This is a genomic window from Streptomyces dysideae, assembly GCF_001514305.1.
Lineage (GTDB): Bacteria > Actinomycetota > Actinomycetes > Streptomycetales > Streptomycetaceae > Streptomyces > Streptomyces dysideae.
The window spans coordinates 60,041-86,664 of the sequence record NZ_KQ949116.1; the positions used below are offsets into that span (position 1 = coordinate 60,041).

26 protein-coding genes and 4 pseudogenes are annotated in these 26,624 nt (G+C 72.1%); 15 read left to right on the forward strand and 15 right to left on the reverse strand.

Annotated features, from left to right (window positions below; translation table 11 throughout):
* Window position 1: 1 nt before the first annotated feature.
* A pseudogene (locus AQJ91_RS41165) lies at window positions 2–499 on the reverse strand (TauD/TfdA dioxygenase family protein); the annotation flags it as partial.
* 195 nt (window positions 500–694) lie between these two features.
* Here AQJ91_RS41165 and AQJ91_RS41170 point away from each other — a divergent pair.
* The 4 genes from AQJ91_RS41170 to AQJ91_RS41185 all read left to right on the forward strand — a co-directional run bounded on the left by AQJ91_RS41170 (window position 695) and on the right by AQJ91_RS41185 (window position 3,434).
* Entirely contained in the window at window positions 695–1,525 is an 831-nt protein-coding gene (locus tag AQJ91_RS41170; protein ID WP_067033031.1) for an aldo/keto reductase, read from the forward strand.
* Window positions 1,526–1,572: 47 nt separating this feature from the next.
* Window positions 1,573–2,172: a DNA polymerase ligase N-terminal domain-containing protein gene (locus tag AQJ91_RS41175; RefSeq protein WP_067033033.1), complete on the forward strand. Its 600-nt coding sequence runs from the start codon at window positions 1,573–1,575 to the stop codon at window positions 2,170–2,172.
* Between the two features lie 136 nt (window positions 2,173–2,308).
* On the forward strand, window positions 2,309–2,905 hold the full coding sequence (locus AQJ91_RS41180) for an ATP dependent DNA ligase (RefSeq protein ID WP_324618051.1): 597 nt from the start codon (window positions 2,309–2,311) through the stop codon (window positions 2,903–2,905).
* Between the two features lie 94 nt (window positions 2,906–2,999).
* On the forward strand, window positions 3,000–3,434 hold the full coding sequence (locus tag AQJ91_RS41185; RefSeq protein ID WP_067033038.1) for a cupin domain-containing protein: 435 nt from the start codon (window positions 3,000–3,002) through the stop codon (window positions 3,432–3,434).
* Here the strand turns inward: AQJ91_RS41185 and AQJ91_RS41190 are convergent, their stop codons facing one another.
* The 9 genes and pseudogenes from AQJ91_RS41190 to AQJ91_RS41230 all read right to left on the reverse strand — a co-directional run bounded on the left by AQJ91_RS41190 (window position 3,435) and on the right by AQJ91_RS41230 (window position 11,894).
* Window positions 3,435–5,780 (reverse strand): SpoIIE family protein phosphatase, encoded by a 2,346-nt coding sequence (locus tag AQJ91_RS41190; RefSeq protein WP_067033040.1) that lies wholly within the window; start codon window positions 5,778–5,780, stop codon window positions 3,435–3,437. It lies immediately after the preceding gene.
* A gap of 62 nt (window positions 5,781–5,842) precedes the next feature.
* The gene (locus tag AQJ91_RS41195; protein ID WP_067033042.1) at window positions 5,843–6,310 is read right to left on the reverse strand and encodes a peroxiredoxin; all 468 of its coding nucleotides are present in this window, start codon (window positions 6,308–6,310) and stop codon (window positions 5,843–5,845) included.
* Window positions 6,307–6,687, reverse strand: a complete 381-nt coding sequence (locus AQJ91_RS41200; RefSeq protein ID WP_067033044.1) for a DoxX family protein — start codon at window positions 6,685–6,687, stop codon at window positions 6,307–6,309. Before AQJ91_RS41200 ends, AQJ91_RS41195 begins: the two co-directional genes overlap by 4 nt.
* A gap of 257 nt (window positions 6,688–6,944) precedes the next feature.
* On the reverse strand, window positions 6,945–7,463 hold the full coding sequence (locus AQJ91_RS41205; RefSeq protein ID WP_067033046.1) for a MarR family winged helix-turn-helix transcriptional regulator: 519 nt from the start codon (window positions 7,461–7,463) through the stop codon (window positions 6,945–6,947).
* Window positions 7,464–7,517: 54 nt separating this feature from the next.
* Window positions 7,518–8,711, reverse strand: coding sequence for an NAD(P)/FAD-dependent oxidoreductase (locus AQJ91_RS41210; RefSeq protein ID WP_199848155.1), 1,194 nt, complete (start codon window positions 8,709–8,711; stop codon window positions 7,518–7,520).
* Window positions 8,708–8,902 carry a ferredoxin gene (locus AQJ91_RS41215; protein WP_067033083.1) on the reverse strand — a complete coding sequence of 65 codons (195 nt, stop codon included), beginning with the start codon at window positions 8,900–8,902 and terminating at the stop codon, window positions 8,708–8,710. The genes AQJ91_RS41210 and AQJ91_RS41215 overlap by 4 nt, the downstream gene beginning before the upstream one ends.
* 53 nt (window positions 8,903–8,955) lie before the next feature.
* Window positions 8,956–10,188 carry a cytochrome P450 gene (locus tag AQJ91_RS41220; protein WP_107122671.1) on the reverse strand — a complete coding sequence of 411 codons (1,233 nt, stop codon included), beginning with the start codon at window positions 10,186–10,188 and terminating at the stop codon, window positions 8,956–8,958.
* 211 nt (window positions 10,189–10,399) lie between these two features.
* Window positions 10,400–11,125 (reverse strand): response regulator transcription factor, encoded by a 726-nt coding sequence (locus AQJ91_RS41225; protein ID WP_067033048.1) that lies wholly within the window; start codon window positions 11,123–11,125, stop codon window positions 10,400–10,402.
* A 125-nt stretch (window positions 11,126–11,250) separates the two neighbouring features.
* A pseudogene (locus tag AQJ91_RS41230) lies at window positions 11,251–11,894 on the reverse strand (TetR/AcrR family transcriptional regulator).
* Between the two features lie 248 nt (window positions 11,895–12,142).
* Here AQJ91_RS41230 and AQJ91_RS41235 point away from each other — a divergent pair.
* From AQJ91_RS41235 to AQJ91_RS41255, 5 genes and pseudogenes are all read left to right on the forward strand, one after another.
* Window positions 12,143–13,014: pseudogene (locus tag AQJ91_RS41235) on the forward strand (histidine kinase); the annotation flags it as partial.
* A pseudogene (locus AQJ91_RS41240) lies at window positions 12,987–13,316 on the forward strand (response regulator transcription factor); the annotation flags it as partial. The pseudogenes AQJ91_RS41235 and AQJ91_RS41240, both read left to right, overlap by 28 nt.
* A 74-nt stretch (window positions 13,317–13,390) precedes the next feature.
* Window positions 13,391–14,371, forward strand: a complete 981-nt coding sequence (ligD, locus tag AQJ91_RS41245) for a non-homologous end-joining DNA ligase (protein WP_067033050.1) — start codon at window positions 13,391–13,393, stop codon at window positions 14,369–14,371.
* 139 nt (window positions 14,372–14,510) lie between these two features.
* Window positions 14,511–15,287 (forward strand): NPP1 family protein, encoded by a 777-nt coding sequence (locus AQJ91_RS41250; protein ID WP_067033051.1) that lies wholly within the window; start codon window positions 14,511–14,513, stop codon window positions 15,285–15,287.
* A 100-nt stretch (window positions 15,288–15,387) separates the two neighbouring features.
* On the forward strand, window positions 15,388–16,404 hold the full coding sequence (locus AQJ91_RS41255; protein WP_067033054.1) for a questin oxidase family protein: 1,017 nt from the start codon (window positions 15,388–15,390) through the stop codon (window positions 16,402–16,404).
* On the opposite strand, the gene AQJ91_RS41260 is transcribed toward AQJ91_RS41255, so the two are convergent.
* Window positions 16,385–17,392, reverse strand: a complete 1,008-nt coding sequence (locus tag AQJ91_RS41260; RefSeq protein ID WP_067033056.1) for a DUF5937 family protein — start codon at window positions 17,390–17,392, stop codon at window positions 16,385–16,387. The genes AQJ91_RS41255 and AQJ91_RS41260 overlap by 20 nt on opposite strands.
* 106 nt (window positions 17,393–17,498) lie before the next feature.
* Here AQJ91_RS41260 and AQJ91_RS41265 point away from each other — a divergent pair, with 106 nt between their 5' ends.
* Both AQJ91_RS41265 and hemC read left to right on the forward strand, forming a co-directional pair.
* Entirely contained in the window at window positions 17,499–18,707 is a 1,209-nt protein-coding gene (locus AQJ91_RS41265; RefSeq protein ID WP_067033057.1) for an MFS transporter, read from the forward strand.
* Between the two features lie 59 nt (window positions 18,708–18,766).
* Complete coding sequence (hemC, locus tag AQJ91_RS41270) at window positions 18,767–19,702, forward strand: hydroxymethylbilane synthase (RefSeq protein WP_067033091.1); 936 nt, start codon at window positions 18,767–18,769, stop codon at window positions 19,700–19,702.
* A gap of 46 nt (window positions 19,703–19,748) precedes the next feature.
* On the opposite strand, the gene AQJ91_RS41275 is transcribed toward hemC, so the two are convergent.
* Window positions 19,749–20,270 carry a hypothetical protein gene (locus tag AQJ91_RS41275; protein WP_067033059.1) on the reverse strand — a complete coding sequence of 174 codons (522 nt, stop codon included), beginning with the start codon at window positions 20,268–20,270 and terminating at the stop codon, window positions 19,749–19,751.
* A gap of 430 nt (window positions 20,271–20,700) precedes the next feature.
* Here AQJ91_RS41275 and AQJ91_RS41280 point away from each other — a divergent pair, with 430 nt between their 5' ends.
* Complete coding sequence (locus AQJ91_RS41280; protein ID WP_067033060.1) at window positions 20,701–21,492, forward strand: RNA polymerase sigma factor SigF; 792 nt, start codon at window positions 20,701–20,703, stop codon at window positions 21,490–21,492.
* Window positions 21,493–21,499: 7 nt separating this feature from the next.
* Here AQJ91_RS41280 and AQJ91_RS41285 read toward each other — a convergent pair whose 3' ends face one another.
* On the reverse strand, window positions 21,500–21,832 hold the full coding sequence (locus AQJ91_RS41285; protein WP_067033062.1) for an ANTAR domain-containing protein: 333 nt from the start codon (window positions 21,830–21,832) through the stop codon (window positions 21,500–21,502).
* 168 nt (window positions 21,833–22,000) lie between these two features.
* Here AQJ91_RS41285 and AQJ91_RS41290 point away from each other — a divergent pair, with 168 nt between their 5' ends.
* Window positions 22,001–22,804: a VOC family protein gene (locus AQJ91_RS41290; protein WP_067033065.1), complete on the forward strand. Its 804-nt coding sequence runs from the start codon at window positions 22,001–22,003 to the stop codon at window positions 22,802–22,804.
* 3 nt (window positions 22,805–22,807) lie between these two features.
* Here AQJ91_RS41290 and glgX read toward each other — a convergent pair whose 3' ends face one another.
* Both glgX and AQJ91_RS41300 read right to left on the reverse strand, forming a co-directional pair.
* Window positions 22,808–24,949, reverse strand: a complete 2,142-nt coding sequence (glgX, locus tag AQJ91_RS41295) for a glycogen debranching protein GlgX (RefSeq protein ID WP_199848156.1) — start codon at window positions 24,947–24,949, stop codon at window positions 22,808–22,810.
* On the reverse strand, window positions 24,946–25,458 hold the full coding sequence (locus AQJ91_RS41300; RefSeq protein ID WP_067033071.1) for a pep a2: 513 nt from the start codon (window positions 25,456–25,458) through the stop codon (window positions 24,946–24,948). Before AQJ91_RS41300 ends, glgX begins: the two co-directional genes overlap by 4 nt.
* A 296-nt stretch (window positions 25,459–25,754) precedes the next feature.
* Between AQJ91_RS41300 and AQJ91_RS41305 the strand changes: the two genes are divergently transcribed.
* Both AQJ91_RS41305 and AQJ91_RS41310 read left to right on the forward strand, forming a co-directional pair.
* Window positions 25,755–26,054: a DUF5133 domain-containing protein gene (locus AQJ91_RS41305; RefSeq protein WP_067033094.1), complete on the forward strand. Its 300-nt coding sequence runs from the start codon at window positions 25,755–25,757 to the stop codon at window positions 26,052–26,054.
* A 72-nt stretch (window positions 26,055–26,126) separates the two neighbouring features.
* Window positions 26,127–26,624, forward strand: a 498-nt coding sequence (locus AQJ91_RS41310; RefSeq protein ID WP_159054776.1) for a maltotransferase domain-containing protein, incomplete at its 3' end; no start/stop codon positions are given.

The window sequence follows — 26,624 nt, forward strand, 5'->3', positions numbered from 1 at the left end:
GTCACCAGCGGCCCGGTTCGGTGCCGGTGATCGGTTCCGACGGCTTGCCGTCCACGCCGACCGGGACGTCACCGGCGAGCATCACCCGGTGCATGATCCGGGGGAAGTCGAGGTGAGCGTTGTCGCTGGGCGCGAGGTGGATGGTGGCGCGGTTGTCCCAGAAGGCGACGCTGCCGGGCTCCCAGCGGAAGCGGACCGTGTACTCGGGCCGGACCGCCTGCTCCAGCAGCAGGTCGAGGATCGCCCCGCTTTCGGCGCGGGAGAGGTCGGCGATCTGCTCGACGTAATAGCCGTTGACGTACAGGATCCGCTCCCCCGTCTCCGGGTGGACGCGGACCAGCGGGTGCAGTGCGGCGACCTGGTGGTCCAGGAGGTGGCGGACGTACGCGTCCTCGCCGGGGCGCGGCTGGTAGCCGACGCCGAGCCGGTGTTCGGCGCGCAGCCCGTCCACGAACTCCCGTACCGGGGCCGACAGTCCGGCGTACGCGGCCGCCAGGTTCAAGCAGTACTCGAACCCGAGCCGCCCGGCGACCGCCCGGGCCGCGCTCGACTTCCCGGTGTGGGACGTCCCCCCGATCAGCACCACCCGCGCATCCCGCATGCCGGCGACCCTACTCAGCGCACGGTGATCTCGCGGACGATCCCCCTGTCCGTGACGCTGGAGGTACGACACGGTCGAGCGGAAGGTCCAGCAGTGATCAGCATCCCGGTACACACGCTCAACGACGGTACGACGATCCCCGCCATCGGCCTGGGCACCTGGCCGATGGACGACACGCAGGCCGAGCAGGCGGTTCTCGGTGCACTGGAGACGGGGTACCGCCTGGTCGACACGGCGACGAACTACCGGAACGAGACCGGCGTCGGCCGCGGCCTCGCCCGCAGTGACGTCCCGCGCGAGGAGGTGCGGGTGACGACGAAGCTCCCGGGCCGGCATCACGGCTACGAGGAGACCCTCACGTCCTTCGAGGAGTCCCGGCGCCGCCTGGGCGTGGACTACGTGGACCTGTACCTCATCCACTGGCCGCTCCCCCGCGTCGGCAAGTACGTCGACTCCTGGCGGGCCATGATCAAGCTGCGCGAGGACGGTCTCGTGCGGTCGATCGGCGTCTCGAACTTCACGGCCGGGCACATCGAGCGGCTGGAGAAGGAGACCGGGGTCCTGCCCTCGGTCAACCAGATCGAGCTGCACCCGCTCTTCCCGCAGGAGGAGCTGCGTGCCTTCCACGCCGGCAAGCGCGTCCTCACGGAGAGCTGGAGTCCGCTCGGTCGTGGCACGAGTCTGCTGAGCGATCCCGCCGTGGTGAGCGTCGCGGAGGCCCTCGGGGTCACGCCCGGGCAGGTGGTCCTGCGCTGGCACACCCAGCTGGGCGCGGTGCCCATCCCGAAGTCGGCGGACCCCGGGCGGCAGCGCGAGAACCTCGACGTCTTCGGCTTCACGCTGGAGCCCGACCGGATGCGGGCCGTGGGCGACCGGGCGCATCGGCGGCTCGGCGGGGATCCCGAGGTGCACGAGGAGTTCTGAACCGCCCCTGGGCGGGGTACCCGGGGCGTCTGTTGAAGGAGGCGCAGATGGGTGAGCGGGAGCGGCTGCGGGACTATCGCAGGAAGCGGGACTTCGCGCGGACCGGTGAGCCGCGGGGACGGACGGCGTCCTCCGGGGAGAAGCCGCGGTTCGTCGTGCAGATCCATGACGCGCGCAGGCTGCACTTCGACTTCCGGCTCCAGGTGGACGACGTCCTGAAGTCGTGGTCGGTGCCGAAGGGGCCCTCCGACGATCCGCAGGACAAGCGGCTCGCCGTGCCGACGGAGGACCATCCGCTGGAGTACGAGGAGTTCGAGGGTGTGATCCCGGAGGGTGAGTACGGGGGTGGCACGGTCATCGTCTGGGACCACGGGACCTACGAGCCGTTGAGTCATGACCGCAAGGGACGGCCCGTGGGCTTCGGGGAGTCGCTCGAGCGCGGGCATGCGACATTCCGGCTGACCGGGTCGAAGCTGCACGGCGAGTACGCGCTGACGCGGATCCGTGACGACGACTCGGCCTGGCTGCTGGTGAAGACCGCGGAGGGGCGGGCGCGGCGGCACGGGACCCCGGACCCGCACCGGGCGCGTTCGGTGCGGACCGGTCGTACCCTCGCCCAGGTCGCCGCAGCCGCCGACGAGGAGTGAGCGGCGGTGTCCGGGTCTGCTGGACACGCTGGACGCGGAGCAGCGGCGCCTGCTGGACAAGGCCCGTCCGGGAGAGCGGACGGGTCGTGCTGCTGTCCCGGACCGGCGGCGCCTCAGTGACACGTATCCGGAGATCGTGGACGCCCTCGCGGACCAGCCGTGCGGGGACTTCACCGTCGACGGCGAGATCGTCGCGTTCTCGCGCGGCCGCACGGACTTCGCCCGGCTCCAGCAGCGGATGGCGCTGACCCGGCGGCGGGACGTCGAGGCGAGCGGAGTGGCGGTGACGTACTACGTCTTCGATCTGCTCCGGCTGGACGGCCGGGACACCACAGGGCTGCCGTTGTGGGCGCGCAGGTCACTGCTGCGGCGCGCGCCGGCCATCCGCTCGCCGCTGCGGACGACGCCCCATCGCAACGCGGGCGGCGCCGAGTTGCTCGCCGAGTCGTGCGAGCGCGGGTGGGAGGGGCTGATCGCCAAGCGCGCCGACCGGCGTACGCTGCTCGCCCTGCGGGAGCGCCTCGACGAACTGCGTACCTCCGGCTCGCCGTTCGACGGGCCGGTGCGCGAGGCGGGGGCGCGGTGGGTGGAGCCGGAGCTGGTCGCGCAGATCGACTTCACCGAGTGGACCCGTGACGGGATGCTGCGTCATCCGCGCTATCTGGGTCTCCGGGACGACAAGAAGCCGACGGACGTGGCGCGGGAGCGGCCGTCGGGGCGGGCGGCCGCCTGAGGGACGTTCCGGATCTTCAGGTTCCGGCCCCAACTCGCCTTCCGTGCCTCTATGTTCACGGCGGTATCCGATCTCGGCCCGGGAGGCTCCTCGTATGCGCACAGCGCTCCGCACCGCCCTCACCGCCGCGGTGGCCGCCGCCACCGTTCTCGTCCCCGGCACCGCCCAGGCGACCCCGCCGGGGCCGGGGGTCACGGCCCGGACGATCAGTCAGCACACTGTCGGCGACACCGACTACATCCTGCGGGAGATCACGGTGCCGCCCGGCCAGGGCACCGGCTGGCATTACCACGACGGTCCCCTCTACGCGTTCGTGCAGCAGGGCACGCTGAGCCACTTCGACTCCACCTGCGCGTCGGACGGCGTGTACCCCACGGGCAGTTTCATCGAGGAGCCCGCCGGGCCGGGCAATGTGCACATCGGCCGCAACCTCGGTGACACCGCGATCGTCCTCGACGTGCTGTACGTGCTGCCGCACGGGGCGCCGTTCTCCGAGGACGCGCCGAATCCGGGCTGCCCGTTCGAGTGATCACATCGGTGGCGGCAGCGGCTGTTCGGCCCAGATCGTCTTGCCGCTGCCGGTCTGCCTGCTGCCCCAGCGCTGGGTGAGCTGGGCGACCAGGAGGAGGCCGCGGCCGCCCTCGTCGTAGGCGTGGGCGCGGCGCAGGTGGGGGGAGGTGGAGCTGGCGTCGGAGACCTCGCAGATGAGGGTGCGCTCGCGGATCAGGCGGAGCTGGATGGGCGGTGCGCCGTAGCGGATGGCGTTGGTGACGAGTTCGCTGACGACGAGTTCGGTGACGAAGGCGGCCTCGTCCAGGCCCCAGGCGGTCAGCTGTTCGGTGGCGGCCTGCCGGGTGGCGGCCACCTCCGCGGGGTCCGGGGAGACGTCCCAGGTGGCGATGCGGTCCGCGCCGAGCGCACTGGTGCGAGCCAGCAGCAGGGCCACGTCGTCGCTGGGCTCCTCCGGCAGGACGGCCTTCAGGACGGTGTCGCACAGGGCGTCGAGGCTGTCGGCGGGCGAGGTCAGGGAGCGGCACAGTTCGGTGATGGCGTGGTCGACGTCGCGGTCGCGGTCCTCGATGAGGCCGTCGGTGTAGAGGGCGACGACGGAGCCCTCGGGCAGTTCGGTCTCGGTCGCCTCGAAGGGCAGTCCGCCGACGCCGAGCGGGGGCCCGGCGGTCAGCGGGATGAGCCGGGCGCTGCCGTCGGGCAGTACGACGGCGGGTGGCGGGTGTCCTGCGGCGGCCAGGGTGAGGCGGCGTGTGACGGGGTCGTAGACGCAGTAGAGGCAGGTGGCGCCGAGTTCGGCGGACTCGCCGCCGTCGTCGTCGGCGGCGGCCAGGTGGGTGACCAGGTCGTCGAGGTGGGTGAGGAGTTCGTCCGGGGGCAGGTCCACGTCGGCGAGGGTGCGGACGGCCGTGCAGAGGCGGCCCATGGTGGCCGACGAGGGGATGCCGTGGCCGACGACGTCGCCGACGACGAGGGCGACGCGGCTGCCGGACAGCGGGATGACGTCGAACCAGTCGCCGCCGATGCCGGCCAGGGAGCCGGAGGGCAGATAGCGGTGCGCCACCTCGACGGCGGCCTGTCCGGGCAGTCCTCTCGGCAGCAGGCTGTTCTGGAGGGCCAGCGCGGTGGTGCGCTCGCGGGCGAAGCGGCGGGCGTTGTCGACGCAGACGGCAGCGCGGCTGGCCAGTTCCCCGGCGAACACGGCATCCTCGTCGCCGTAGTCGTCGACGTTCGCGATGCGGACGAACACCGCGACGCCCAGTGTGGTGCCGCGGGCCCGCAGCGGCACCGCGAGCACGGAGTGGACGCCCCGGCGGTAGCGGCTGCCCTCGGGGGCGCGGGCGTTGCGCTCCGCGACCCACCGGACGAAGTCCGGCTCGCCCGCCTGGCTGAGGACGGCCCGTCCCTCGCGCAGCGCCCGCGCCGGCGGACAGAACGTCGGGTACACGTCCGTCTCGCCCAGGTGGATGGCGGCCTCCGGGGTGCCGTCCGTGACGGAGCCGTGGGCGACGCGGCGCAGCACGACCGGGCCGTCCGGCACGGGTGGGGCTTCGTCCGACCCGAGGACCCAGTCGAGCAGGTCCACACTGGCGAAGTCGGCGAACTGCGGGACGAGCATTTCGACCAGTTCCTCGGCGGTGCGCACCACATCGAGGGTGGTGCCGATGGAGGCCGCCGCCTCGTTCAGCAGGGCCAGCCGCTGCCGGGCCCAGTACTGCTCGGTGCTGTCGAACGCGGCCAGCGCGGTTCCGACGAGTCGGCCCGCGGAGTCCCGCACCGGCCACATGTCGGTGGTCCAGGCATGCTCCCGGTTCAGCGCCGGTGCGCCTGTGTAGCTCTCGTAGCGCAGCGGTCTGCCCGTCTCCGCGACCTGGCGCAGATGCCACAGAAAACCCCGGCTGTGCACGGCGTCCTCCACGGTCTCCGGGAAGTGCCGGCCGATCAGCACCTCCTCCGGGACGCCCATCACCTGGCAGGCGGCGTCGTTGAGCCGCAGATAGCGCTGCTCGGTGTCGAAGACGGACATCGACATGGAGGCCTGCTGGAAGGCCTGTGCAGCCAGGGTGGGCTCGGGGCTGCGGGGCGGCTCGGCGGTGATCACGAAGCCGGTGTCCTCGCCGTCCGGGCCGAGCATCGGGGAGGCGGTCGCGGTGACGGGGACCGGGTGTCCGTCGCGGTGGCGCAGGACGACGCGGCCGGTCCGAGCGGTGAGCGTCTCGGACGGCACCTCCTCGGCGAGCAGGTCGGCCGCCGTCCGCCCGACGGCCTCCTCGGCCGGGTAGCCCGTCAGCAGCCGGGCCCCGTCGCTCCACCCGGTCACACGGCCGTGGGCGTCGACGATCGCCGCAGCGGCGACATGCTCCATAGTGTCCAGAATGGTCCCCTTGCCGCGGTCCATCAACCGCGACAAGGGAATCGGTACGGACTTCAGCCGCGGTGGGCGCGCAGCGCCGCGAGTGCCCGGTCGGCGTGCGTGTTCATGCGCAGTTCGCTGTGGACGACGTCGAGGAGGGTGCGGTCCTCGGCTATGACGAAGGTGACCCGCTTGGTGGGGGCCAGCGAGAAGCCGCGCTTCACGCCGAACCGCTCCCGGATCGTCCCGTCCGGGTCCGACAGCAGCGGCATGCCGAGGGAGTGCTGCCCGGCGAACTCCTGCTGGCGTTCGACGGTGTCACCGCTGATACCCACGGGACGTGCGCCGACCTCCGCGAACTCGGCGGCGAGATCACGGAAGTGACAGGCCTCCGCCGTACAGCCGGGGGTCAGGGCGGCCGGGTAGAAGAACAGCACGACCGGGCCCTCGGTGAGGAGCTCGGACAGGCTGCGGACGGTGCCGGTCTCGTCGGGCAGGGAGAAGTCCTCGACCTTGTCGCCGGACTCGGGGCGCTTGCTCATGACCGGCCCTCCACGCTCTTCGCGACGCTGCGTGCCCACAGTACGAGGGGCAGCTGCAGCGGGAGCCGGCCGAACGCGGCCGCCTTCTGGGGTGCGGGGCGGTGGCGCCAGTCGGCGGCCATCTTCACGTTGGCGGGGAACACACCGACGAAGAAGGCCGCCGCAGCCAGTGCGGCCGCCTTGCGGGTACGGGGCAGGGCCACGCCGGCCGCCAGCGCGAGCTCGGCGACACCACTGGCGTACGTCCAGGTCCGGGCCGTACCCGGCAGGGCCTTCGGCACGATCGCGTCGAACTGGCGTGGATTGGCGAAGTGGGCGACGCCCGCGGTGGCCAGCAGGCCCGCGAGCAGTAGGGGTGAGCGTTCGGACCGTGGCACGGTGCCTCCTGGGGGGTGACCTGCCGCGGGATGCTACCGGACGGTAGTTCGAGGCCGGTCACCAGCCCTGCCGGGTACGGCGGTTGTGGCGTCCGGCGGGTGGCCGACGGAGCGGCGGAAGACCCCGGCGGACGCCCAGGCGCAGGGCGCGGCCTCGCCGCACCGGCCGTGGGTGCGGTGGCCGATGCGACCTGCCCCCAGACAGCCCGGGTCCCACTCGTCGCGCCGCCTCCGCGTGGGCCGGGTGCGGTCCGGCGTCAGGCGGTGACCGGCGGCTGTTCGGTCTCGTCGTCGATGGCGTATGCGAGGAAGTCGTCGACCATGCGGTGGAAGAGGGCGGCGAGCTGGCCCAGTTCCTCGGGTGCCCACTCGTTCAGGGCCAGCTGCATACCGCGGGCGCCGGCGTCGCGGATGCGGTCTATGGCCTGCTGGCCGGCGTCGGTGAGCTCGATGCGCTGGGCGCGGCGGTCGTCCGGGTCGGGGACGCGGGTGACGTAGCCGGTCTTCTGCAGCTGCTGAACCGTACGCGTGACGTGCGAGGCCTCCACTCCCAGCCGGGCGGCCAGCTCCCCCGGGCGCAGCGGATCCGAGTCGGCGACCTGCCGCAGCAGGGCGACGGCGGCGCGATCCAGCGGCACGCCGGCCAGGGCCATCAGCCGGTCGTGCTGCCGGGCGCGCGTGCTCAGGTAGGTGATGCGGGTGAGCGCGCGTTCGATCTCGATCACTTCCGGGGACGCGGGGGTGTCCGGGAGTTCGGGGAGCGGTGGTGTGGACATGCAGCCACTTTACCATCTTGTTGCGTAACTCAATTAATTTACGAGCTGCGCCTGTCACAGGGCCGTCCCGCCCTGGACGACCTCCTCGGTGCGTACGGCCTCGCTCCAGTTCACCCCGGACATGATCGCCTGGCGCCAGGTGCGGATCGCGCGGGGCGGCATGCCGGCCGCGAGGGCGCCGGTCACGCGGCCGCCGGTGCGGTAGACGGCGACGAAGCGGCGGTCCGCCAGGTCGCCGTCGACCACGGCTACTTCGTCGTGGCCGCGCAGGTAGCCGTACGCCTGGATCTTCATGTCGTACTGGTCGGACCAGAAGTACGGCACCGGCGCGAACGCCTTGCGCCCCTCGGGGTCGAGCAGGTTGCGGGCGGCGGCCATGCCCTGTTCGGCGGCGTTGGTGCGGTGCTCGATCCGCATCGACACCCCGAACAGCGGGTTGTACCAGCGGGCGACGTCACCGGCCGCGTACACGTTGCGGGCGGCCTCGCAGTACTCGTCGCAGACCACGCCGTCGCCCACCGTGAGCCCGCTGCCGTCGAGCCACTCGGTGTTGGGCAGCGAGCCGACCGCGACCAGCACCTCGTCGGCCTCGATCAGCTCACCGTCGGCGAGCCGCACGCCCTCCTCGGTCACCTCGCGCACGGTGACCCCGCAGCGCAGGTTCACGCCGCGTTCCAGGTGGGCGCCCGTCAGCATCTGCCCGACCTCGGTGCCGACGGCGTGGGCCAGCGGCACGGGGGCGGGTTCGAGGAGGGTCACCTCGGCGCCGAGGCGCCAGGCCACGGCGGCGGCCTCCGCCCCGAGGAACCCGGCACCGACCACGACCAGCCGGGTTCCCGGCGTCAGCCGGTCCCGCAGGGCCAGGGCGTCGTCCAGGGTGCGCAGCACATGCGCGCCCTCGCCGGACAGCCGGCGCGGCCGGACGCCGGTGGCCAGGATCAGACCGTCGTACGGCACGGTCGTCCCGTCGGCCAGCCGCACGGTGCGGTCGGCGAGGTGAAGGCCGGTAGCGGCCACCCCGAGGCGCAGGTCGAGGCCGAGGGCGGCGAGGTCGTCGGCGGTGCGCAGGGCGAGGCGGTCGGACTCCCACTCGGCGGACAGGAGCTGCTTGGACAGCGGCGGGCGGTCGTACGGGGCGAGGGGTTCGTCGCCGACCAGGGTGAGGGTGCCGTCGTAGCCCTCGCGGCGGAGCGTCTCGGCCGCGGCGAGTCCGGCGGCCGAGGCGCCGACGACCAGGACGCGCCTCACTGCTCGACCAGCCGGATCGCGGCGGCCGGGCAGACCGCGATCGCCTCGCGTACGTCGTCGAGTTGGCCGTCGGCGACCTGCTCGTCCAGCAGGATCGCGATGCCGTCGTCATCTTGGTCGAACACCTCCATGGCAGCGAGCACGCACTGCCCCGAGGCGACGCACTTGTCGGCTTCCAGCTCCACCTTCATGGGGATCCCCTTCTTCACACGTGGTTCTTGTTCTCTTGCGGGACGGGGAACCGTCACCAGGCGACGGGCAGTTCGTGCACGCCGTAGACGAACGCGTCGTTCTTGAACTTCACGTCCTCGATCGCGCAGGCCGCCTTCAGGGTGGGAATGCGCCGGTAGAGGGTGCCGTAGACGACCTGGAGTTCCATCCGCGCCAGCGGCTGGCCGAGGCACTGGTGGACGCCGAAACCGAAGGCGACGTGCCGGCGGGCGTCACGCCTGAGGTCGAGGCGGTCCGGGTCGGGGAACACCTCGGCGTCGCGGTTGCCGATCTCGTTCACCATGATGATGCCGTCGCCGGCCTTGATCACCTGGCCGCCGATCTCGATGTCCTCGGTCACCGCCCGGCGCCGGCCGAGGTGGGTGATGTGCAGGTAGCGCAGGAGTTCCTCGACCGCGGAAGAGACGAGCTTCGGGTCGTCGGTGTCCCGCAGCAGGGCGAGCTGGTCGGGATTCTGCAGGAGGGCGAGGGTGCCGAGGGCGATCATGTTCGCGGTGGTCTCGTGTCCCGCGATCAGCAGGAGCAGCGCCATCTCGGTCGCCTCCTGGTGGGTGAGCTCACCGGCGGTGACCCGGCCGGCGATGCTCGACAGCAGGTCGTCCTGCGGCTCGGCGATCCGCTTGCCGATGACGCCGGCCAGGTAGCCGGCGACCTCCCGGACGGCCGCGCCCCGCTGCTCGGGCGTGGCCGTCCGACGGACCATCGTCTTGGTGTTCTCCTGGAAGAACTCGTGGTCGGCGTACGGCACGCCGAGCAGTTCGCAGATCACCAGCGAGGGGAGCGGCAGGGCGAACGCCTCCACGAGGTCGACCGGTTGCGGGCCGGCCAGCATGTCGTCGATCAGGCTGTCCACGATGCGCTGGACGGCGGGCCGCATGGCCTCGACCCGTTTGATGGCGAAGGGCGCCGTCACCATCCGGCGCAGCCGGGCGTGTTCGGGGTCGTCCATCATGATGAAGCTGAGCTTGCCCTCGCCGCCCTCGGGGCTGGCCTTGGTCGGATAGCCCGGGCTGTCGGTGTCCGCGCTGACCCGAGGGTCGCCCAGCAGTGCCCGCTGGTCGGCGTAGCGGGTCACGAGCCACGGCTCGCTGCCGTCCCACAGCCGCACCTTCGTGAGCGGCGCTTCCTCCTGCAGAGCCTTGAGGGCGGGCGGCGGGTCGAACGGACAGCGGGCGTCCCTGGGCATCGGGAACTCGGGGACGGTGTCCGGAGCTTCGGGCATGGTGCCGGCCTGGGTGGGGGCCATGGTTCTCCTCGGTGGTGGGGGCTCCGTGGGAGGCGGAGCGCCGGGGTGAAGTCGTCGAGGCCTTGATGAGCACATGCAAACAGAGGGGGCTGACGCCACCCGGTCAGTCTCCTGACAGAAAGCTGACGTGACCTGGATCACATTGGTAGTTGACGGCAGCGCACAGCATCAACTCGCCCGCGACAAGGGCCAGTTAATTGCCGAAGACGGGTCAGGAGCCGATGTCGGCACGACCCAGCCAGTAGCCGAAGCCCCGGCGGGTGTGGATCAGCGCCGGGGCCTCGCGGCCCACCTTGCGGCGCAGCCGGGAGACGAGCTGTTCGATCGCGTTGTCACCGTGGAAGTCGCCCCAGACATAGCGGCCGATCTGCTCCTTGGAGAGCACGCGGTGCGCGTTGACGAGGAGATGGCGCAACAGCCGGTACTCCGCGGGCGTGAGGTCGAGTGTCCGCTCGCCGCGCCGCGCCCGGCACAGGGTGTCGTCGAGGGCGAGATCGCCGTAGCGGAGGGTGTTGTCCCGGGGCGGCCCGGGACACGAGCCGCGCAGCAGGACCTGGATCCGGGCGAGGACCTCGGCCACCCGGAAGGGCTTGGTGACGTAGTCCTTCCCCCCCAGGCCGAGTTCGGGCAGGAGCAGGTCCAGGGAGTCGTACGCGGTCAGCAGGAGGACGGGCGGGCGGTGCGCGAGGGCGGGGCGGCGCTCCCCGCCGAGACCCACCAGGTCCGGCAGCCCCGCGTCGACGACCACGAGGTCGAACCGCTGCCGCGTGACCAGCGCCAGCGCCTCGGCCCCGGTGCCGCTGACGCCGATGCGGTAGCCCGCCAGCTCGAGGGTCGTCGAGAGCAGTTCGGCGACATCCGGCTCACCGACGACGATCAGGACGTGCTGGCCCGCACCGCGCGCCAGGGCCGGTTTCTCAGTGGTGCTGCCGTACATGGCACAAGACCGTTCGCAGAGGGCTCACGCCCCGCACCACGGGCCGGGCGGAAAACGACACTTCCGTTGCTTGACTTAAGTAATCTACCCGCGCTTGCCCGAGGCGGGCAACCCGCCCGGCCCGGTCACCTCGGCGTGACGGGCGCCAGCCACATGCCGACCACCGCGTCGGCGAGGCCCGTGGCGGTGTCGTCCCAGCTGGACCGGGGCGTGGGGGCGTTCTCGCCAAGGGCGCGTTCACGCTCGGCGGCCAGGTGCACGATCAGGTGCCGTGCCATGTCGCCGCGTTCGGCGCGCACCCCGGGCGGGAGGTCGGGCAGGCAGCGGTTCAGGCCCTCGACGATCCGCTGGAGGGTCGGAGAGGTGAGGGACTCCTCCATGATGATCCGGCTGCGGGGTCGGCGACGACCTGGGCACAGAACCGGGCGTACCAGGTGGGGCTGCCCAGGGCGGCGAGGTGTTCGGGGAACGGGCGGACCAGGCAATCGACCCAGTCGCGCAGGTCCGCTTGGTCGCCGACGCCGGCGACCAAGCGGGCGCGGATCTCCTCGATGCGCTCGCCGTGCGTGCGGATGATCGCGCGGACCAGGTCGGCCTTGGTGCCGAAGTGGTAGCCGACCGCGGCGTTGTTGCCCTGGCCCGCGGCCTCGCTGACCTGACGGTTGGACACGGCGTACACGCCGCGTTCGGCGAAGAGCCGCTCGGCCGCGGTCAGGATCAGCTCCCGGGTCGCGTTCGCCTGCTCCGCCCGCAGTGTCCTGCCTGCCATGATCACCACCGCACCGGGACTTCGTACCGCCCGTCGGCAGCCAGTCCCTCGAGCCGCCGCCGGCCCGCCGCCGGTGCGGCGGGCTTCCGACGACGGAGCCTACGCAACAGCACATCAGGACGGGGCTGGCTAAATCAATTGCTTGACTTAGCATGGCCCGAGATTCGCCCGATGGTGGAGCGGGCTACACCTGTACCGGGGTACCTGCCCGACCGCCCGCCGGGCGTGACTCACCTAGCGTGGTCGAAATGTGGATGACAGTGCGGCAGGCGGGGCGTGCCACGGGCCATCTCCTGGTGGCCGCGGTGGTGGCGTTCGGGGTGTACATCTTCATCACCGTGCTGCTGATCGCCGCCATCGGCACGGTCGCGGCGATCGGCGCATGGCTGCTGCCCGAGACCGTGCTCCTCCCCGCCGGATCGCCGGCGCCAAGCGGCGGCTGACGGCCGCGTGGACGGGGCGGGAGATCCCCGAGGCGTACCAGACCATCACCGGGCCGGTGCGGGAGCGGCTGCGGACGGCCGTGCACGATCCCGGCACGCTCACCGATCTGCGCTGGATGGCCGCCTACTACCTCTACGGCGCGCTGATGCTGCCGCTGTGGCCGGTCGGTCTGGTCGTCGACGGCGTGGTCTGCGGGCTGCTGCGCCGCCCGGTGGTGCTGCCGTGGATCGTGCGGCTGGCGGACCTGGAGGCCGGCTGGTCGACCGCGCTGCTCCGCCCGTCCCCGAAGGCGCTGCTGGCCGCGCGGGGCGAACAGCTGACCGCGACCCGGGCCGACGCGATCGCCGCGCACGGCGCCGAGCTGCGCCGTATCGAGCGGGATCTGCACGACGGCGCGCAGGCCAGGCTGGTGTCGCTGTCGATGCGGATCGGGCTGGCCAAGCGTGCCTACGAGCGTGATCCGGAGGCCGCGCGGAAGCTGCTGGACGACGCCCAGGACCAGGCCGAGGAGTCGCTGACGGAGCTGCGGACCGTGGTGCGCGGCATCCATCCGCCGATCCTGACCGACCGCGGTCTGGTCGGCGCGGTGCGGGCGCTGGCCGCCGACAGCGGGCTGACGGTGACCGTGGATGTGGAGGGCGGACTGGAGGACGACGGCCCGAGGGCGCCGGCGAGTCCCTGCTCTCCCCCACCGCCACCCGCACCCTGATCACCCGCTTCCTGGCCTCACCCGCCCAGAGCCCGCAGTCGGCGTCGTCCGAGCAGCTCACCACGCTGACCGCACGCGAACGAGAGGTGATGGGGTGGGTGGCCGAGGGGCACTCCAACGAGGAGATCGCCGAGAAGCTCTACGTCAGCCCGCTGACGGTGCGCACCCATGTGCACCGCGCCATGACCAAGCTGGGCGCCCGCGACCGCGCCCAACTCGTCGTGATGGCCTACCAGTCGGGGCTCGTCCGGGCGGTGCCGCCGGCCGCGGACCGCTGCCGCCGTTCAGGGGAAAACGCGGGCACGCGCGCGTGGCGGCGGGCGGGGCCGTCGACAACTGACCCGTGAGTCTGCCGCTGATCCCTCCCATGCTCGCCACGCCCGGCACCCTGCCGCCCGCCGCGCAGGACGCGCGCTGGGCGTACGAGACCAAGCAGGACGGCCAGCGTGCGGTGGTCTATCTCGAAGGCGACGGGAGCGTGCTGCTGCGCGCCCGGTCCGGCGAGGACATCACCGCCGCGTATCCCGAACTGCGCCCGCTGGGCGGCGCGCTCGGCGCCACGCCCGCCGTACTGGACGGGGAGATCCTGGCGCTGGACGAACAGGAACGCAGCGACTTCCAGTTGCTGCAGTCCCGGATGGGGCTGGCCCACGCGCCCGGGAGGGCGGCCCGGATGGCGGCGACGGTGCCCGTCCATCTGGTGCTGTTCGACGTGCTGCACCTGGCGGGCCGCTCCCTCCTCACGCTCCCCTATGTCCGGCGGCGCGGGCGACTGGAGGAACTGGGTCTCGACAGCACCTTCTGGTCGACCCCGGCCGCGCTGGTCGGGCACGGCGCCGAGGCGCTGCGGGCCACCCGCGAGCACGGTCTGGAGGGCCTCGTCTGCAAGCGGCTGGACTCGGTGTACGAGCCGGGGGTGCGTTCCCGCGCCTGGATCAAGATCCGCAACATGCGCAGCGAGGACGTCATCGTCGGCGGCTGGGTGCCCGGCAAGGGGCGGCTCACGGGACTGCCGGGCGCGGTACTGGTCGGCCAGCGGACCGCCGGGCGGCTGCGGTACGTCGGCGGCGTAGGCACCGGCTGGAGCGAGGACGAGCGGACCCGGCTGGCCGCGCTGCTGCGGGCCGCCGAGACGGACGTGTGCCCCTTCGACACGGTTCCGGCGGTGGCGGGCGCGCACTGGGTGCTGCCCCGGCTGGTCGGCGAGGTCCGCTACAGCACCCGTACCCGGGCCGGGATGCTGCGCCAGCCGTCCTGGCTACGGCTTCGGCCGGACCTCGCGCCGGAGGAGGCGGCGGCCGAACTCCCGGACGACGGCGTCTGACACGTTTCGTACCGGTCATTGCGCTGATCTTCACCACTGGGACGCTCCCCACTCTTGGCGCGGACATGAAAAGTCGGCATGCTGAACTGCCCTTCACCCCCACAGCCATTGGGCTGCGCCCGGATCAGAGGAGGACGCGGTGTCGTCAACGCCGTCCGGAACACACCGCAAGAGATGGTTCGCCGGCCTGGCCGGTGCCGCCGCCCTCGTCGTCGCCTTCCCCTCGACCGCCTTCGCGGCTCCGCCGTCGGCGCTGCCCGCCAGCGCCGAGGCCGCGGAGAGGATGTACCAGCCCGCCTACGACTACGACACGGACGGCTGCTACTCCACCCCCGCGATCGGCCCCGACGGAACCGTCAACGGCGGTCTCAACCCGACGGGTTCCCTCAGCGGGCAGTGCCGGGACGCGTCGGACCTGGACAACACCAACGGCTACTCGCGCTACAAGTGCAACAACGGCTGGTGCGCGTACATGTACGACCTGTACTTCGAGAAGGACCAGGCGCTCGCGAACAGCAGCATCGGCGGCCACCGGCACGACTGGGAGCACGTCGTGGTGTGGGTGCAAAGCGGCCAGGTGCGGTACGTCTCGACGTCCAACCACGGCTCGTACACGGTGCACGCGGCGTCCTCGGTCCGCTTCGACGGCACGCACCCGAAGATCGTGTACCACAAGGACGGCGCCAGCACCCACTGCTTCCGCCTGGCGAACTCGGGCGACGAGCCGCCGGAGAACCACAAGGGCACCTGGCAGTACCCCCCGCTGGTCGGCTGGAACGGCTACCCGTCGGGGGTGCGCGACAAGCTGACCGCGTACAACTTCGGCAGCGCCAACTTCGGCCTCAAGGACTCCAGCTTCGCCGGCAACCTGTCGTCGGCCAAGCCGTCCGGCATCTCGTTCGACCCCAACGCCTGACCCGGTCCGGGGCTCGGTCCCGGGACGTAGGACGGTGGCCCCGTCCGTATCCGTCCCGGGCCCGATCCCGGGACGGCCGCCGGTGCATAGCGTCGGCGGCATGGACGCACACGATACGAGCGGGCGGCTCGAAGAAGCCCTGGACCGGCTGCACACCTCGGGCCCGGAGCGGCGCGGCCGGCTCAGCAACCACGCCCCCATGGTCGTCGAGGCGCTGGCCGCGCACGGGCAGTCGGGCGGGGTGCACCGGTGGCTGGACCTGTACGAGGAGAAGCTCGAGGAGTTCCCCGCCCGCCTGGCGCCGGTCACCGACGCCAACTGGCCCGAGGCTCTGGGGGATCCGCGCCGGGCCGCGGACTGGATCGACCATTTCTCCCGCACCCTCGCCGACCACCCCTGGCGGAGCGTCCTCGCCGAGTGGTGGCCGCGGCTGCTGCCCGGTCTCTACGCCGGCGCCACGCATCCCGTGATCCGGGTCGGGCACGCCGTCCGCGCCCTGGAATCCGGTGAGAACGCTCCCCGCCTCACCGAACTCGCCCACGGGCTGGGCTATTGGGCGGCCCGGCACCTTCCCGTGTCCGGCATCACCGCGCTGCCCGGTGCGCCGACCGCCGCGGAGTCCCTGGACGCCGTGCCCGCGCTCGAGGCCCAGGAGGGCGGTTATCTCGCCCGCCTCGCCGCCCTGCGTCAACTGCCGGTCTGGGCGGGTGAGGTGACCGACCCGGACACGGCCCACGAACGCCTCACCGAACTGGTCCGTGCCACGACGCACCGCTACGCCGCCCACGGCCACGGCGACGAGATCATGCTCGTGCACACGGCCACGGCGCCCAACGCGGTGCTGCGCAGCCTGAGCGCGCTGCCCCGCGAGCTGTGGGCGCCGAGCCTGCACGCGGCCTGGACGGCGTCCGCCGCCGTCACCGCGATGTACACCCCCACGGATCCGGTTGCCTACACGCCCCCGGCCCGGCTCACCCCGGAGGAGGTCCTGGAGCAGGCTCTCGCCCACGGCGACGAGCACGTCATCAAGTTCGCGGACACGGCCCTGGACGTCGGTGACGACCAGGCCCTCACGGCCGCCCTGCGCGCCGTCGAGATCACCCGGCCCCTCGTCTGAACTCCCCGTCCACCAAGGCGTCTCCGAGCGCCGTCCTCCCGTACAGCACGTGGTAGCCCTCCCGCCGCGACACCAGCAGCCCCGCCTCACGCAGCACCGACAGATGGGCCGACACCGTCGACGGGGCCACTCCATGGCGGCGGGCCAGGTCCGTGGTCGAGGCGGGGGCGGTCAGGCCGGTGAGGACGGCGGCGCGCTGCCGGCCCAGCAGCCGGGCGAGCCCGTCCGGCGGGTGCGGTACCCGGGCGGTGTGCAGGCGGCCCATGCCGCGCGCCGGGTAGATGACCGTCGGCTGCCAGGGCCGGGCGAAGCCGCTCACCACGTCGGGCCAGACGAACACGCTCGGCATGAGCAGCACGCCCCGGCCGTCGGCGCGCTGGATGTCGGCCAGGTCGGCGTACATGCGCAGGGTGAGGGTGTGGTCCGCCCAGTCGATGCCGGGGTGCAGGCCGGTGAGCAGCGCGTCGAGGCCGCCGTCCCCCGCCTGCCGGGAGCGGTGCGCGATGTCGGCCTCCAGGACGGCGCGGTGACGCGGCCAGTCCGGGGCGAGCAGGGCGTGCCAGGCGAGTTCGGTGAGGTCGGCGAGGCGCCGGACGGTGGCGGCGGGGTCGTCGAGGGCGGCACGCGCCCGGGGTGCGTCGGCGAGGCCGGGGGTGCAGGCCAGCGAGCGGGTCATCTCCGCGTGGGCCAGGGCGGGATCGGTGGCGCGCATGCGGGCCAGTTCGGCGTCGATGGAGGGATACGACTGTTCCGGGGGCGGGCCCAGGAAGTCCGGGGTGTAGCCGCCGGGCGGCCGCATGAACAGCCACAGCGGCGACAGGTCGAGGCCGGCCACCGTACGCCGCATCCGGCGCAGCCAGCCCTGGTGGTAGCCGTGCCGGGCCGGCCGGCGCAGCAGCCGCAGCGCCTCATGGGTCTGGCACAGGGGCGAGATCGCGAACCGGCAGCGGGTCAGGTCGTCGGTGCCCAGGTGCAGGGTCAGCGGCAAGGCGGCCTCCGTCGGCGGCTGCGATTCGGTGTGGACCGAAAGAGTAGAAGCCGATCGCCGGGGCCCGCACGCTTGCCCTTGATCACCCACTCTGGAGGGCACATCGATGGGCAGCGGAAGTCCGGCTCCGTGGCGCAGGGGCGCCGTCGTCGCGGCGCTGATGCTGGCGGCGTTCACCTTCAACACCGCCGAGAACCTTCCCGTGGGCCTGCTCTCCCTCATGGCGGTCGATCTGCGGGTGTCGCTGGGGGCCGTGGGCGCGCTGGTCACGGGGTACGGCCTGACCGTGGCCGTCGGGTCGCTGCCGCTGGCCCACGTCACCCGCTCCGTGCCGCGCCGGTATCTGACGGCCGGGCTGCTCGGGCTGCTGGCGGTGGCCAGCTGGGTGTCGGCGCTGGGGGGTGTGTCGTACGGGGTGCTGCTGGCGGCGCGGGTGGTGACGGCGCTGGCGCAGGCGTTGTTCTGGGCGGTGATGGGGCCGGTCGCGGTCGGCATGTTCCCGCCCGGGCGGCGGGGGCGCGTCATGGGGCTGCTGTCCATCGGCGGTTCCCTGGCCACGGTGGGCGGCGTGCCGGCCGGGACCTGGCTGGGCGGGCGCACCGACTGGCAGACGCCGTTCGCGGTGCTCGGCGCGCTCGCGCTGGTCTCGCTCGTCGCCCTCGGCGTACTCCTGCCGACATCCCACCCGCGGGAGGGTCATGCCGCGTACGGCGTCGCCCCCGACCGGCGCCGGTTCCGCGTCGTGCTCGCCACCACCGCCCTGTCGGTGACCGGTGTCTTCGCCGGGTTCACCTACGTCGTGGCCTTCCTGGACGAAGTGAGCGGGTTCGGGGAGGACGCGGTGAGCGCCGTGCTGTTCGCGTTCGGCGGGGCGGGACTGGCCGGGGTCACCGTGGCCGGGCCGCTGCTCGACCGGTTTCCGCGCGCCACGCTGACGGTTCCGGTGGTCACCCAGGCGGTGGCCCTGCTCGGCCTGTACACCGCCGGGACCGGCCAGGTGGCGACGGTCCTGCTGGTCATGCTGCTGGGGGCCTCGGCCGGGCCCGTCTTCATGGCGACACAGAGCCAGGTGCTGCAGGTGGCGCCGGGCCGCACCGAGACCGCCCTCGCCGCCAACTCGGCCGCCTTCAACACAGGGGTGGCCGCCGGTGCGCTGCTGGGCGGCCTGCTGTTGCCGGTGGCCGGGGTGCGCGGCACGTTCCTGGCCGGGGGGCTGCTCACGGTGGGGGCGCTGGCGGTGCTGACCTGGCCGGCGCACGGCGGGCGGCGGACCTACGACGCCGTCGTCCCGGCGGCCGGCCGTGAACACCCGTGAGCCCCCTCAATCGAGCGGTACTGCACGGAGGCACGCTTGTGACGGTCTATCGTGTCGGCATGTCCGTCCCTGAAATGATCCGTATCGTCTCCCGCGACTCGCCCATGGCACTGGCCCAAGTGGAGCGTGTCCGCGCCGAGTTGGCGGTGCTGCACCCCGGTGTGCGCACCGAGGTCGTGCCGGTGAAGACGACCGGTGACAAGTGGATGGGCGATCTGTCCCAGGTCGAGGGCAAGGGGGCGTTCACCAAGGAGGTGGACGCCGCGCTGCTGGCCGGGGAGGCCGACCTCGCGGTGCACTGTGTCAAGGACGTGCCCGCCGACCGGCCGCTGCCCGCCGGTACGACGTTCGCGGCGTTCCTGAAGCGGGACGACATCCGGGACGCGCTCGTACACCCGGGCGGGCTCACCCTGGACGAGCTTCCGGCCGGGACCCGCATCGGCACCTCCTCGGTCCGCCGGGTCGCCCAACTGGCCGCCACCCACCCGCACCTGGAGTGCGTGCCGTTCCGCGGCAACGCCAACCGGCGGCTGGAGAAGCTGGCGGCCGGTGAGGCGGACGCGCTGCTGCTGGCGGTGTCGGGCCTGGAGCGCATCGACCGCCGAGACGTGATCAGCGAGGTTCTCTCCCCCGAGGCGATGATGCCGCCGATCGGCGCGGGCATCCTCGCCCTGCAGTGCCGCGAGGGCGACACCGAACTCATCGACGCGGTCAGCGGGCTCGGCGATCCGGACACCCACCGGGAGGCCACCGCGGAGCGCATGTTCCTGCACGTCCTGCAGGGGCACTGCAACAGCCCGATCGCCGGGTACGCGCGCGTGGACCGCAGCGGCGAACTGTCCCTGCGGGCCTGCGTGTTCACCCCGGACGGCAAGACCCGGCTGAACGCCCACGAGTGGGCCGGCCGGCTCGACCCGGCCACGCTGGGCACGTCGGTCGCGGTGTCCCTGCTGCGTCAGGGCGCCCGCGAGATCATCGACGGCATCCCTCACTAGGCCTGTCCGGCGGACCCTGGGCCTGTCCGGCGGACGCGGCACCGCGTCAGGCGGTGCCCTCTTCGGCCTGGTCCCGCAGGAACGTGCTCACCTGGTGCGCGAGGCCGTCGCGCAGCGCACCGGTGTGAGTGCCGACGGGACCCTCGTGCAGACCGAGGCCGCCCGCCCACAGCCGGCGGTCGGTCCACTCCTCCTCGACCCGCAGCTGGATCTGGACGTCGATCTGGCTCAGACTCGCGTCCGGTCCGGCCGCGTAGAGCACCGCGGTGGCCCGGCGCAGCGGATAGACGTCGAAGCCCTCGATGAACTGCGAGTTGCGCCAGTCGATGAACGCGCTCTCGCCGTCGGGGCCGATCCGCACATCGATCTGGCCGTCCTCGAGGTGGATGCCGAAGTGCCGGCTGCCGCGGTTCTCCACGGTGACCCGGACGCTGAAGTAGGTCATTCCCTCGGCGGCGTCGTCCCGTCCACGCGGCGGCTCGGCGGCTTCCAGGCGGTGGACGCGAACCCGCAGACCGGCGTGCTCGTCGTACTCGTGCCAGTCCCCGACCACGTTCGGCTCGTACACAGTCCACCTCTCGACCCTCAGAGAGCTGCTTCCTATCTGTGTGCTCAGTGCACTGTCAAATGAGCAGAATGCGCTGTGGCCAGCCCATTCGCCCCCTTGATCACTGATCAAGCCGTGCGCAGGAAGAATCCGCCGCCCGGCCCGGCGGCCATGTCCGGACACGTGCCGCACATCACGTTCCGCCGCAAGATCAGCGCGCCGGGGAGCGGTGCGCTTCACCCATCGAATTCCGTCGGTTTCGGAATGTGGCCAATTATCCGTAATTGTTTCGAAGTGCCTGTCTCCGGGAATCCGCTTCTCAGTGCTTCGGACAGGAGGCACGTCCGTGGGAGCCCCGCGCGCCGGCCCCGGGTGTCCTCCGCGAGGTCCGAGTCCCGTGCCTCCCATGGTGTCTGTCCATCCAGCACCTGCTCAGGGAGGTGCGCACACCATGAGTGCGACCACCAGAACGAAGCAGCACCCGCACGACGACGCCCCCGACACGGCCGACGCCTTCGAGCGGCTCGTGCGGCTGCCGGAGGGGCCGGAGCGCCAGGCGCTCCGTGACGAGCTGGTCCGGGCCTGGCTGCCCATGGCGGAGCGGATCGCCGTCCGGTTCAAGGGGCGCGGCGAGACCCTGGAGGACCTCTACCAGGTGGCGGCCCTGGGCCTGGTGAAGGCCGTCGACCACTACGACCCGGCGCGCGGCCACGCCTTCGAGGCGTACGCGGTGCCGACCGTCACCGGCGAGATCAAGCGGCACTTCCGCGACCACATGTGGACGCTGCATGTGCCGCGTCGCGTCCAGGACCTGCGCAACCGGGTACGGCAGGCCACGAAGGAGCTGTCGCAGACGACGCCGGGGCGAGCCCCGACCGTCGCCGAGATCGCCGCCCACGCACACCTGAGCGAGGGCGAGGTACGCACCGGATTGGAGGCCCTGGAATGCTTCACCGCGCTGTCGCTGGAGGCGGAGATGCCCGGGACGGACGGTTACGCCCTCGGGGACGCGATCGGCGGCCCGGACCCGGCGTACGACGTGGTCGTCGACCGGGTGGCCGTCAAGCCGTGTCTGCAGGCCCTGCCGGAGCGCGAGCGGACCATCCTCTATCTGCGTTTCTTCGGCGGCATGACGCAGAGCCGGATCGCGCAGCAGCTCGGCATCTCGCAGATGCATGTGTCCCGGCTACTCAGCGGCTGCTTCGCCCAGCTGCGTGACGAACTGCTCGCCGGGGCCCGCTGAGCCCGCCTCACTCCGGCGGCACTCCCGGAATCTGCGTGGGACCGTAACGGTCGAGGGCGTCTTCGAGTTCCACGCGGATTTCGGGGGGCATCTCCCCGCTGCGTCCCCAGATGAGGATCAGTTCCGCGACATTGCGGAGCTTGATGTTCGTGTGCTGGGAGACGTCCTTCAGTACTTCCCACCCCTGGTCCGGCGTCACCCGGCCGAGCGCGACGACCATGCCGATCGCCTGGTCGACGACGGCATGCGAGGCGACGGCCTCCTTGAGCTGCTCGACTTCCTCCTGCAGCTCGAGGATCCGGTCCGTCTCGTCGGCGGGCTCGTGCGGTACGGATGCCACTCCTCCATCCTCGTCACTCGACCGGCCGCGTGCCAGTGGGCGGGCGGCTGGGAACGCCTTCCGTTTCGGCGACGCGCCGGGGGTACTCGGCAGGCCCCGGAGCGGTTCCGGTTGGACACTGGGAGGAGACCGGTGGCTGCCGGTCGGTGAGACCAGGACGCGACTGCCATGAATCACGACTCGCGAACCTCCAGCGGTACCTCGGAGGTCATCTCCACGCACTCCGTTTTCGGCGCGCCCTGCTGGGTGAGCCTGACCAGCCGCGATCTGCAGGCCACGGAGGACTTCTACAGTGCCGTGCTGGGCTGGCGGTGGCGGTCGGCCAAGCTGGGCGACCACTTCCGGATCGCACTGGCCGACGGGGTGCCCGTCGCCGGGATCGCCGCGGTCGCCGGGATGTGGCAGATGGCGGTGGCGTGGACGCCGTACTTCGCCGTGCCCAGCGCGGACGAGGCCGCGGCGCGGGCCCAGGAGCGCGGCGGCACCGCGGCGGTGGGGCCGATCTCCTTCCCGCCCGGGCGGGCGGCGCTGCTCGCCGACCGGGACGGGGCGCCCTTCGGGGTCTGGGAGGGGGAACTCGTCGCCGACTGGGAGGCCTGGCGCCGCTCGGCGCCCGCCTTCATCCGGCTGCACACCCGTGACGCCTTCGACGCGGCCATCTTCTACGGCGAGGTCCTGGAGTGGGCGTCGGACCGGCCCGGCTGCTGCGAGGTGCACTACGAGGGCGGCGAGGTGGTGCTGCGCAGCCGCGGGGACGTGGTGGCGCGTATCGAGTCGGGGGCGTTGGGGAAGGCTCCCGACCCGACGATCCGGCCGCACTGGCAGGTCCACTTCGCGGTCGCGGACGTGGCGGCCTGCGCGCGGGCCGCGGAACAGCACGGCGGCAGCGTCCTGTCGAAGGTCAGCGACGAGGCCGTGCTGCGGGACGCCGACGGCGCCCAGTTCACGGTGACCTCGCACCGCGCACGCTGAGCCTCACCCGGCGGTGCGGGCGGGCCGCGACAGCAGGACCAGGCTGCGGGCCTCGACGGTCAGTTCCGTGTCGGCCTTGTGTTCCTTCTCGTCGGGCGTGTCCTCCTGCGCGGTGTCGATCAGGATCGTCCAGCGTTCGCCGTAGGTGACGTCCGGCAGCCGGAACACCACCGGCTCCCAGTAGCTGTTGAGCAGCAGCAGGAACGAGTCGTCGACCACGGGTCGGCCGCACGCGTCGGGTTCGGCGATGGCGTCGCCGTTGAGGAAGACGCCGATGGAGTGCGCGTCGGAACGCTGCCAGTCCTCGCCGGTCATCTCGGACGCGTCCGGCGCCAGCCATACCAGGTCGGGCAGCGGCTGCTCCGGGTGCGTCGGTGTCTCGCCCTGGAAGAACCGGCGGCGGCGCAGCACGGGATGGGCGGCGCGCAGACCGATGACGTACCGCGTGAAGCCGGTCAGCGCCTCCTGCTCCTCGGTCAGCCGCCAGTCGGTCCAGGAGACCTCGTTGTCCTGGCAGTAGGCGTTGTTGTTGCCGCGCTGGGTACGGCCCAGTTCGTCGCCGTGGCAGAGCATCGGGATGCCCTGCGACAGCAGCAGCGTGGCGATGAGGTTGCGCTGCTGGCGGGCGCGCAGGTCAAGGACGGCCGGGTCGTCGGTCTCGCCCTCGGCGCCGCAGTTCCAGGACCGGTTGACGCTCTCGCCGTCGCGGTTGCCCTCCCCGTTGGCCTCGTTGTGCTTGTCGCTGTAGGAGACGAGGTCGCGCAGGGTGAAGCCGTCGTGCGCGGTGACGAAGTTGACGCTGGCCCGGGGGCGGCGCCGGCTGTGCGCGTACAGGTCGGAGGAGCCGGTCAGCCGGGAGGCGAACTCGCCGAGCGTGTACTTCTCCGCCCGCCAGAAGTCCCGTACGGCGTCCCGGTACTTGCCGTTCCATTCCGACCACAGCGGCGGGAAGTTGCCCACCTGGTAGCCGCCCTCGCCCACGTCCCACGGCTCGGCGATCAGCTTGACGCGGCTGATCACCGGATCCTGCTGGATCAGATCGAAGAACGCCGACAGCCGGTCCACCTCGTGGAACTGCCGGGCCAGTGTGGCAGCGAGGTCGAAGCGGAAGCCGTCGACGTGCATCTCGGTGACCCAGTAGCGCAGCGAGTCCATGATGAGCTGCAGCACGTAGGGGTGGCGCATCAGCAGGCTGTTGCCGGTGCCGGTGGTGTCGTAGTAGTGCCCCCAGTCGCCGTCCACCAGGCGGTAGTACGAGGCGTTGTCGATGCCTCGGAAGGACAGGGTGGGGCCCTTCTCGTTGCCCTCGGCGGTGTGGTTGTAGACGACGTCGAGGATCACTTCGAGGCCGGCCTTGTGCAGCGCCTTCACCATCGACTTGAACTCGTTGACCTGCTGGCCCCGGGTGCCGTGGGCGGCATAGGCGTTGTGCGGGGCGAAGAAGCCGATGGTGTTGTAGCCCCAGTAGTTGGCCAGGCCCTGGTCCAGCAGGACGCCGTCCTGGACGTACTGGTGCACCGGCATCAGCTCGACCGCCGTGACGCCCAGCGAGGTGAGGTGTTCGACGACCGCCGGGTGCGCCAGGCCGGCGTAGGTGCCGCGGAGTTCGGCGGGGACGTCGGGGTGGGTGCGGGTGAGGCCCTTGACGTGGGCCTCGTAGATGACGGTGTCGGCGTACGGGCGCCGGGGAGGGCGGTCGTCGCCCCAGTCGAAGTACGGGTCGGTGACCACGCCGAGCATGGTGTGCCCGGCGCTGTCCGCCGGGGACGGGCCGCCGGGGGTGCGCTCGAAGAGGGAGGCGTGGTTGTCGACCTGACCGTCGACCGCCCGGCTGTACGGGTCGAGGAGCAGTTTCGCCGGATTGCAGCGATGGCCCAGGGCCGGGGCCCAGGGGCCGTGCACCCGGTAGCCGTAACGCTGGCCCGGTCCCACGCCGGGCAGGTAGCCGTGCCACACAAAGCCGTCGACCTCGGTCAGCGGGATGCGGCGGTGCCTGCCGTCGTCGCCGACGAGTTCCAGCTCGACGCGTTCGGCGACCTCGCTGAACAGCGCGAAGTTGGTGCCCCGGCCGTCGTGGGCGGCGCCCAACGGGTAGGGGTGCCCGCTCCAGGCGGGCACCCCTCTCCGCTGTCGGCGCGCGGTCACCGCGCGTCCTCCAGTACGCCGTCCGACGTACTCGCCGGATCGGCGAGGACGGCGACCGGCACCTCGCGGGGCACCTGAAGCACCTCGCGCAGACTCGGCGCGGGAGCCGTCGGCACCAGCGGGACGCGTTCGCCGGCGCGGGCGCGCTGCGAGAACCAGATGACCTTGCTGCCGGTGTCCGTGGCGCAGCAGCCCCAGCCGTCGCTCATGGCGGCGATGCGGGCCAGGCAGGCGCGCAGGTCCTGGTCCGGGCGCAGATCGCGGTTGTGGTCCCCGACGGCCGTGATGAGGTGCTGGCCGTTCCACCACATCTCGATCGACGTGTTCTTGTCGGTGGCGTGCTCGTCGATGGCCTTCAGCAGCAGCCCGGCGCCGCGGCAGACGGGCTCGACAAGTGTCTCGAGGTCCCACAACCGGAGGTGAGCGGCCAGGATGCGCCTGACCTGTCCAACCCGTTCCGGGCTGACTTCCACGTCCAGGTGGTAGTAGCAGGGCACTGCGGTCTTCATCTCGTTGGCTCCTCACCGGCGAAGCTCTCGCTTCTCCTCAGCCCCTGCGGGACCGGAGGTCCCGAACACGAAGCGTGAGCACTGATCGCTTCTGAGTCAGCTCCACTGTGGGAGTGCTACGCCATTCGTGCAACACGAGCGCGCACTCGAGTTGGTTGAAGCTCTAACAAGACGTTGCGTCGTCATCCGTGCACCATGAGTGAAGACCTCGATGCCCGTAACGGGATCCGTGTGCGCGCACGGCCACCGCCCGACGGTCGGGAAACGTGCCATCGAGCCGGAAGGTGAACGGCGCCATGCTGCTACCGGCCAAAGCCGAAGTCGCCCGGCAACTGCGGCGGTACCGGGCCTGGGAACGTGCCATGCTCGCGGCCCCGACCGACCGCGCGGTGCGCGCCACCTTCGAGGACGCCGGCTACACCCTCTGCGTGCTGCTGGGGAAGCGCTGTGCGCGTGAGGCCGCGGACGCCGCCGATCGCTATCTGCGGACCACGCTGGCCGGCCATCTCCAGGAGCGGAGCGAACACCCCCGTCAGGGCGGCACCGCGCGGCGGGGCCCGCCGTCGGTACGGCGGCGTTCCCCCGCGCGGAGGTAGATCCCTTCCGGCGCAGCTTGGATCCCCGGCCGGGCCCCGTGCCCGCCCTCGAGCACGGCGGAGGTGAGACTCATGAGTACGACCGAGACCATCGGCCGCATCCCGGTGCGGGACGTCCACCCAGTCGTGGACCGCGGCAGGCTCCCGGCGAAGGCGGTCGCGGGCGAGACGTTCCAGGTCTCGGCGACCGTCTTCCGCGAGGGCCACGACGCCGTCGCCGCCCATGCCGTCCTGACCGACCCCGCGGGCCGCCCCGGCGCCTGGACGCCGATGCGGGAACTGGCGCCCGGCAGCGACCGCTGGGGTGCCGAGGTCACCCCCTCCTCGGAGGGCCGCTGGACGTATCACGTGGAGGCCTGGAGCGATCCGGTGACCACCTGGCGCCGTATCGCCCGTGTCAAGGTCCCGGCCGGCATCGACGTCGGGCTGGTGCTGGAGGAGGGCGGCGACCTCTACGAACGGGCGGCCGCCGCGGTTCCGGAAGGGCCGGCGCGTACGACGGTGCTGGCCGCGGCGGAGACGTTGCGCGACGACTCGCTGCCGCCGGTGTCACGGCTGGCGGCCGCGTTC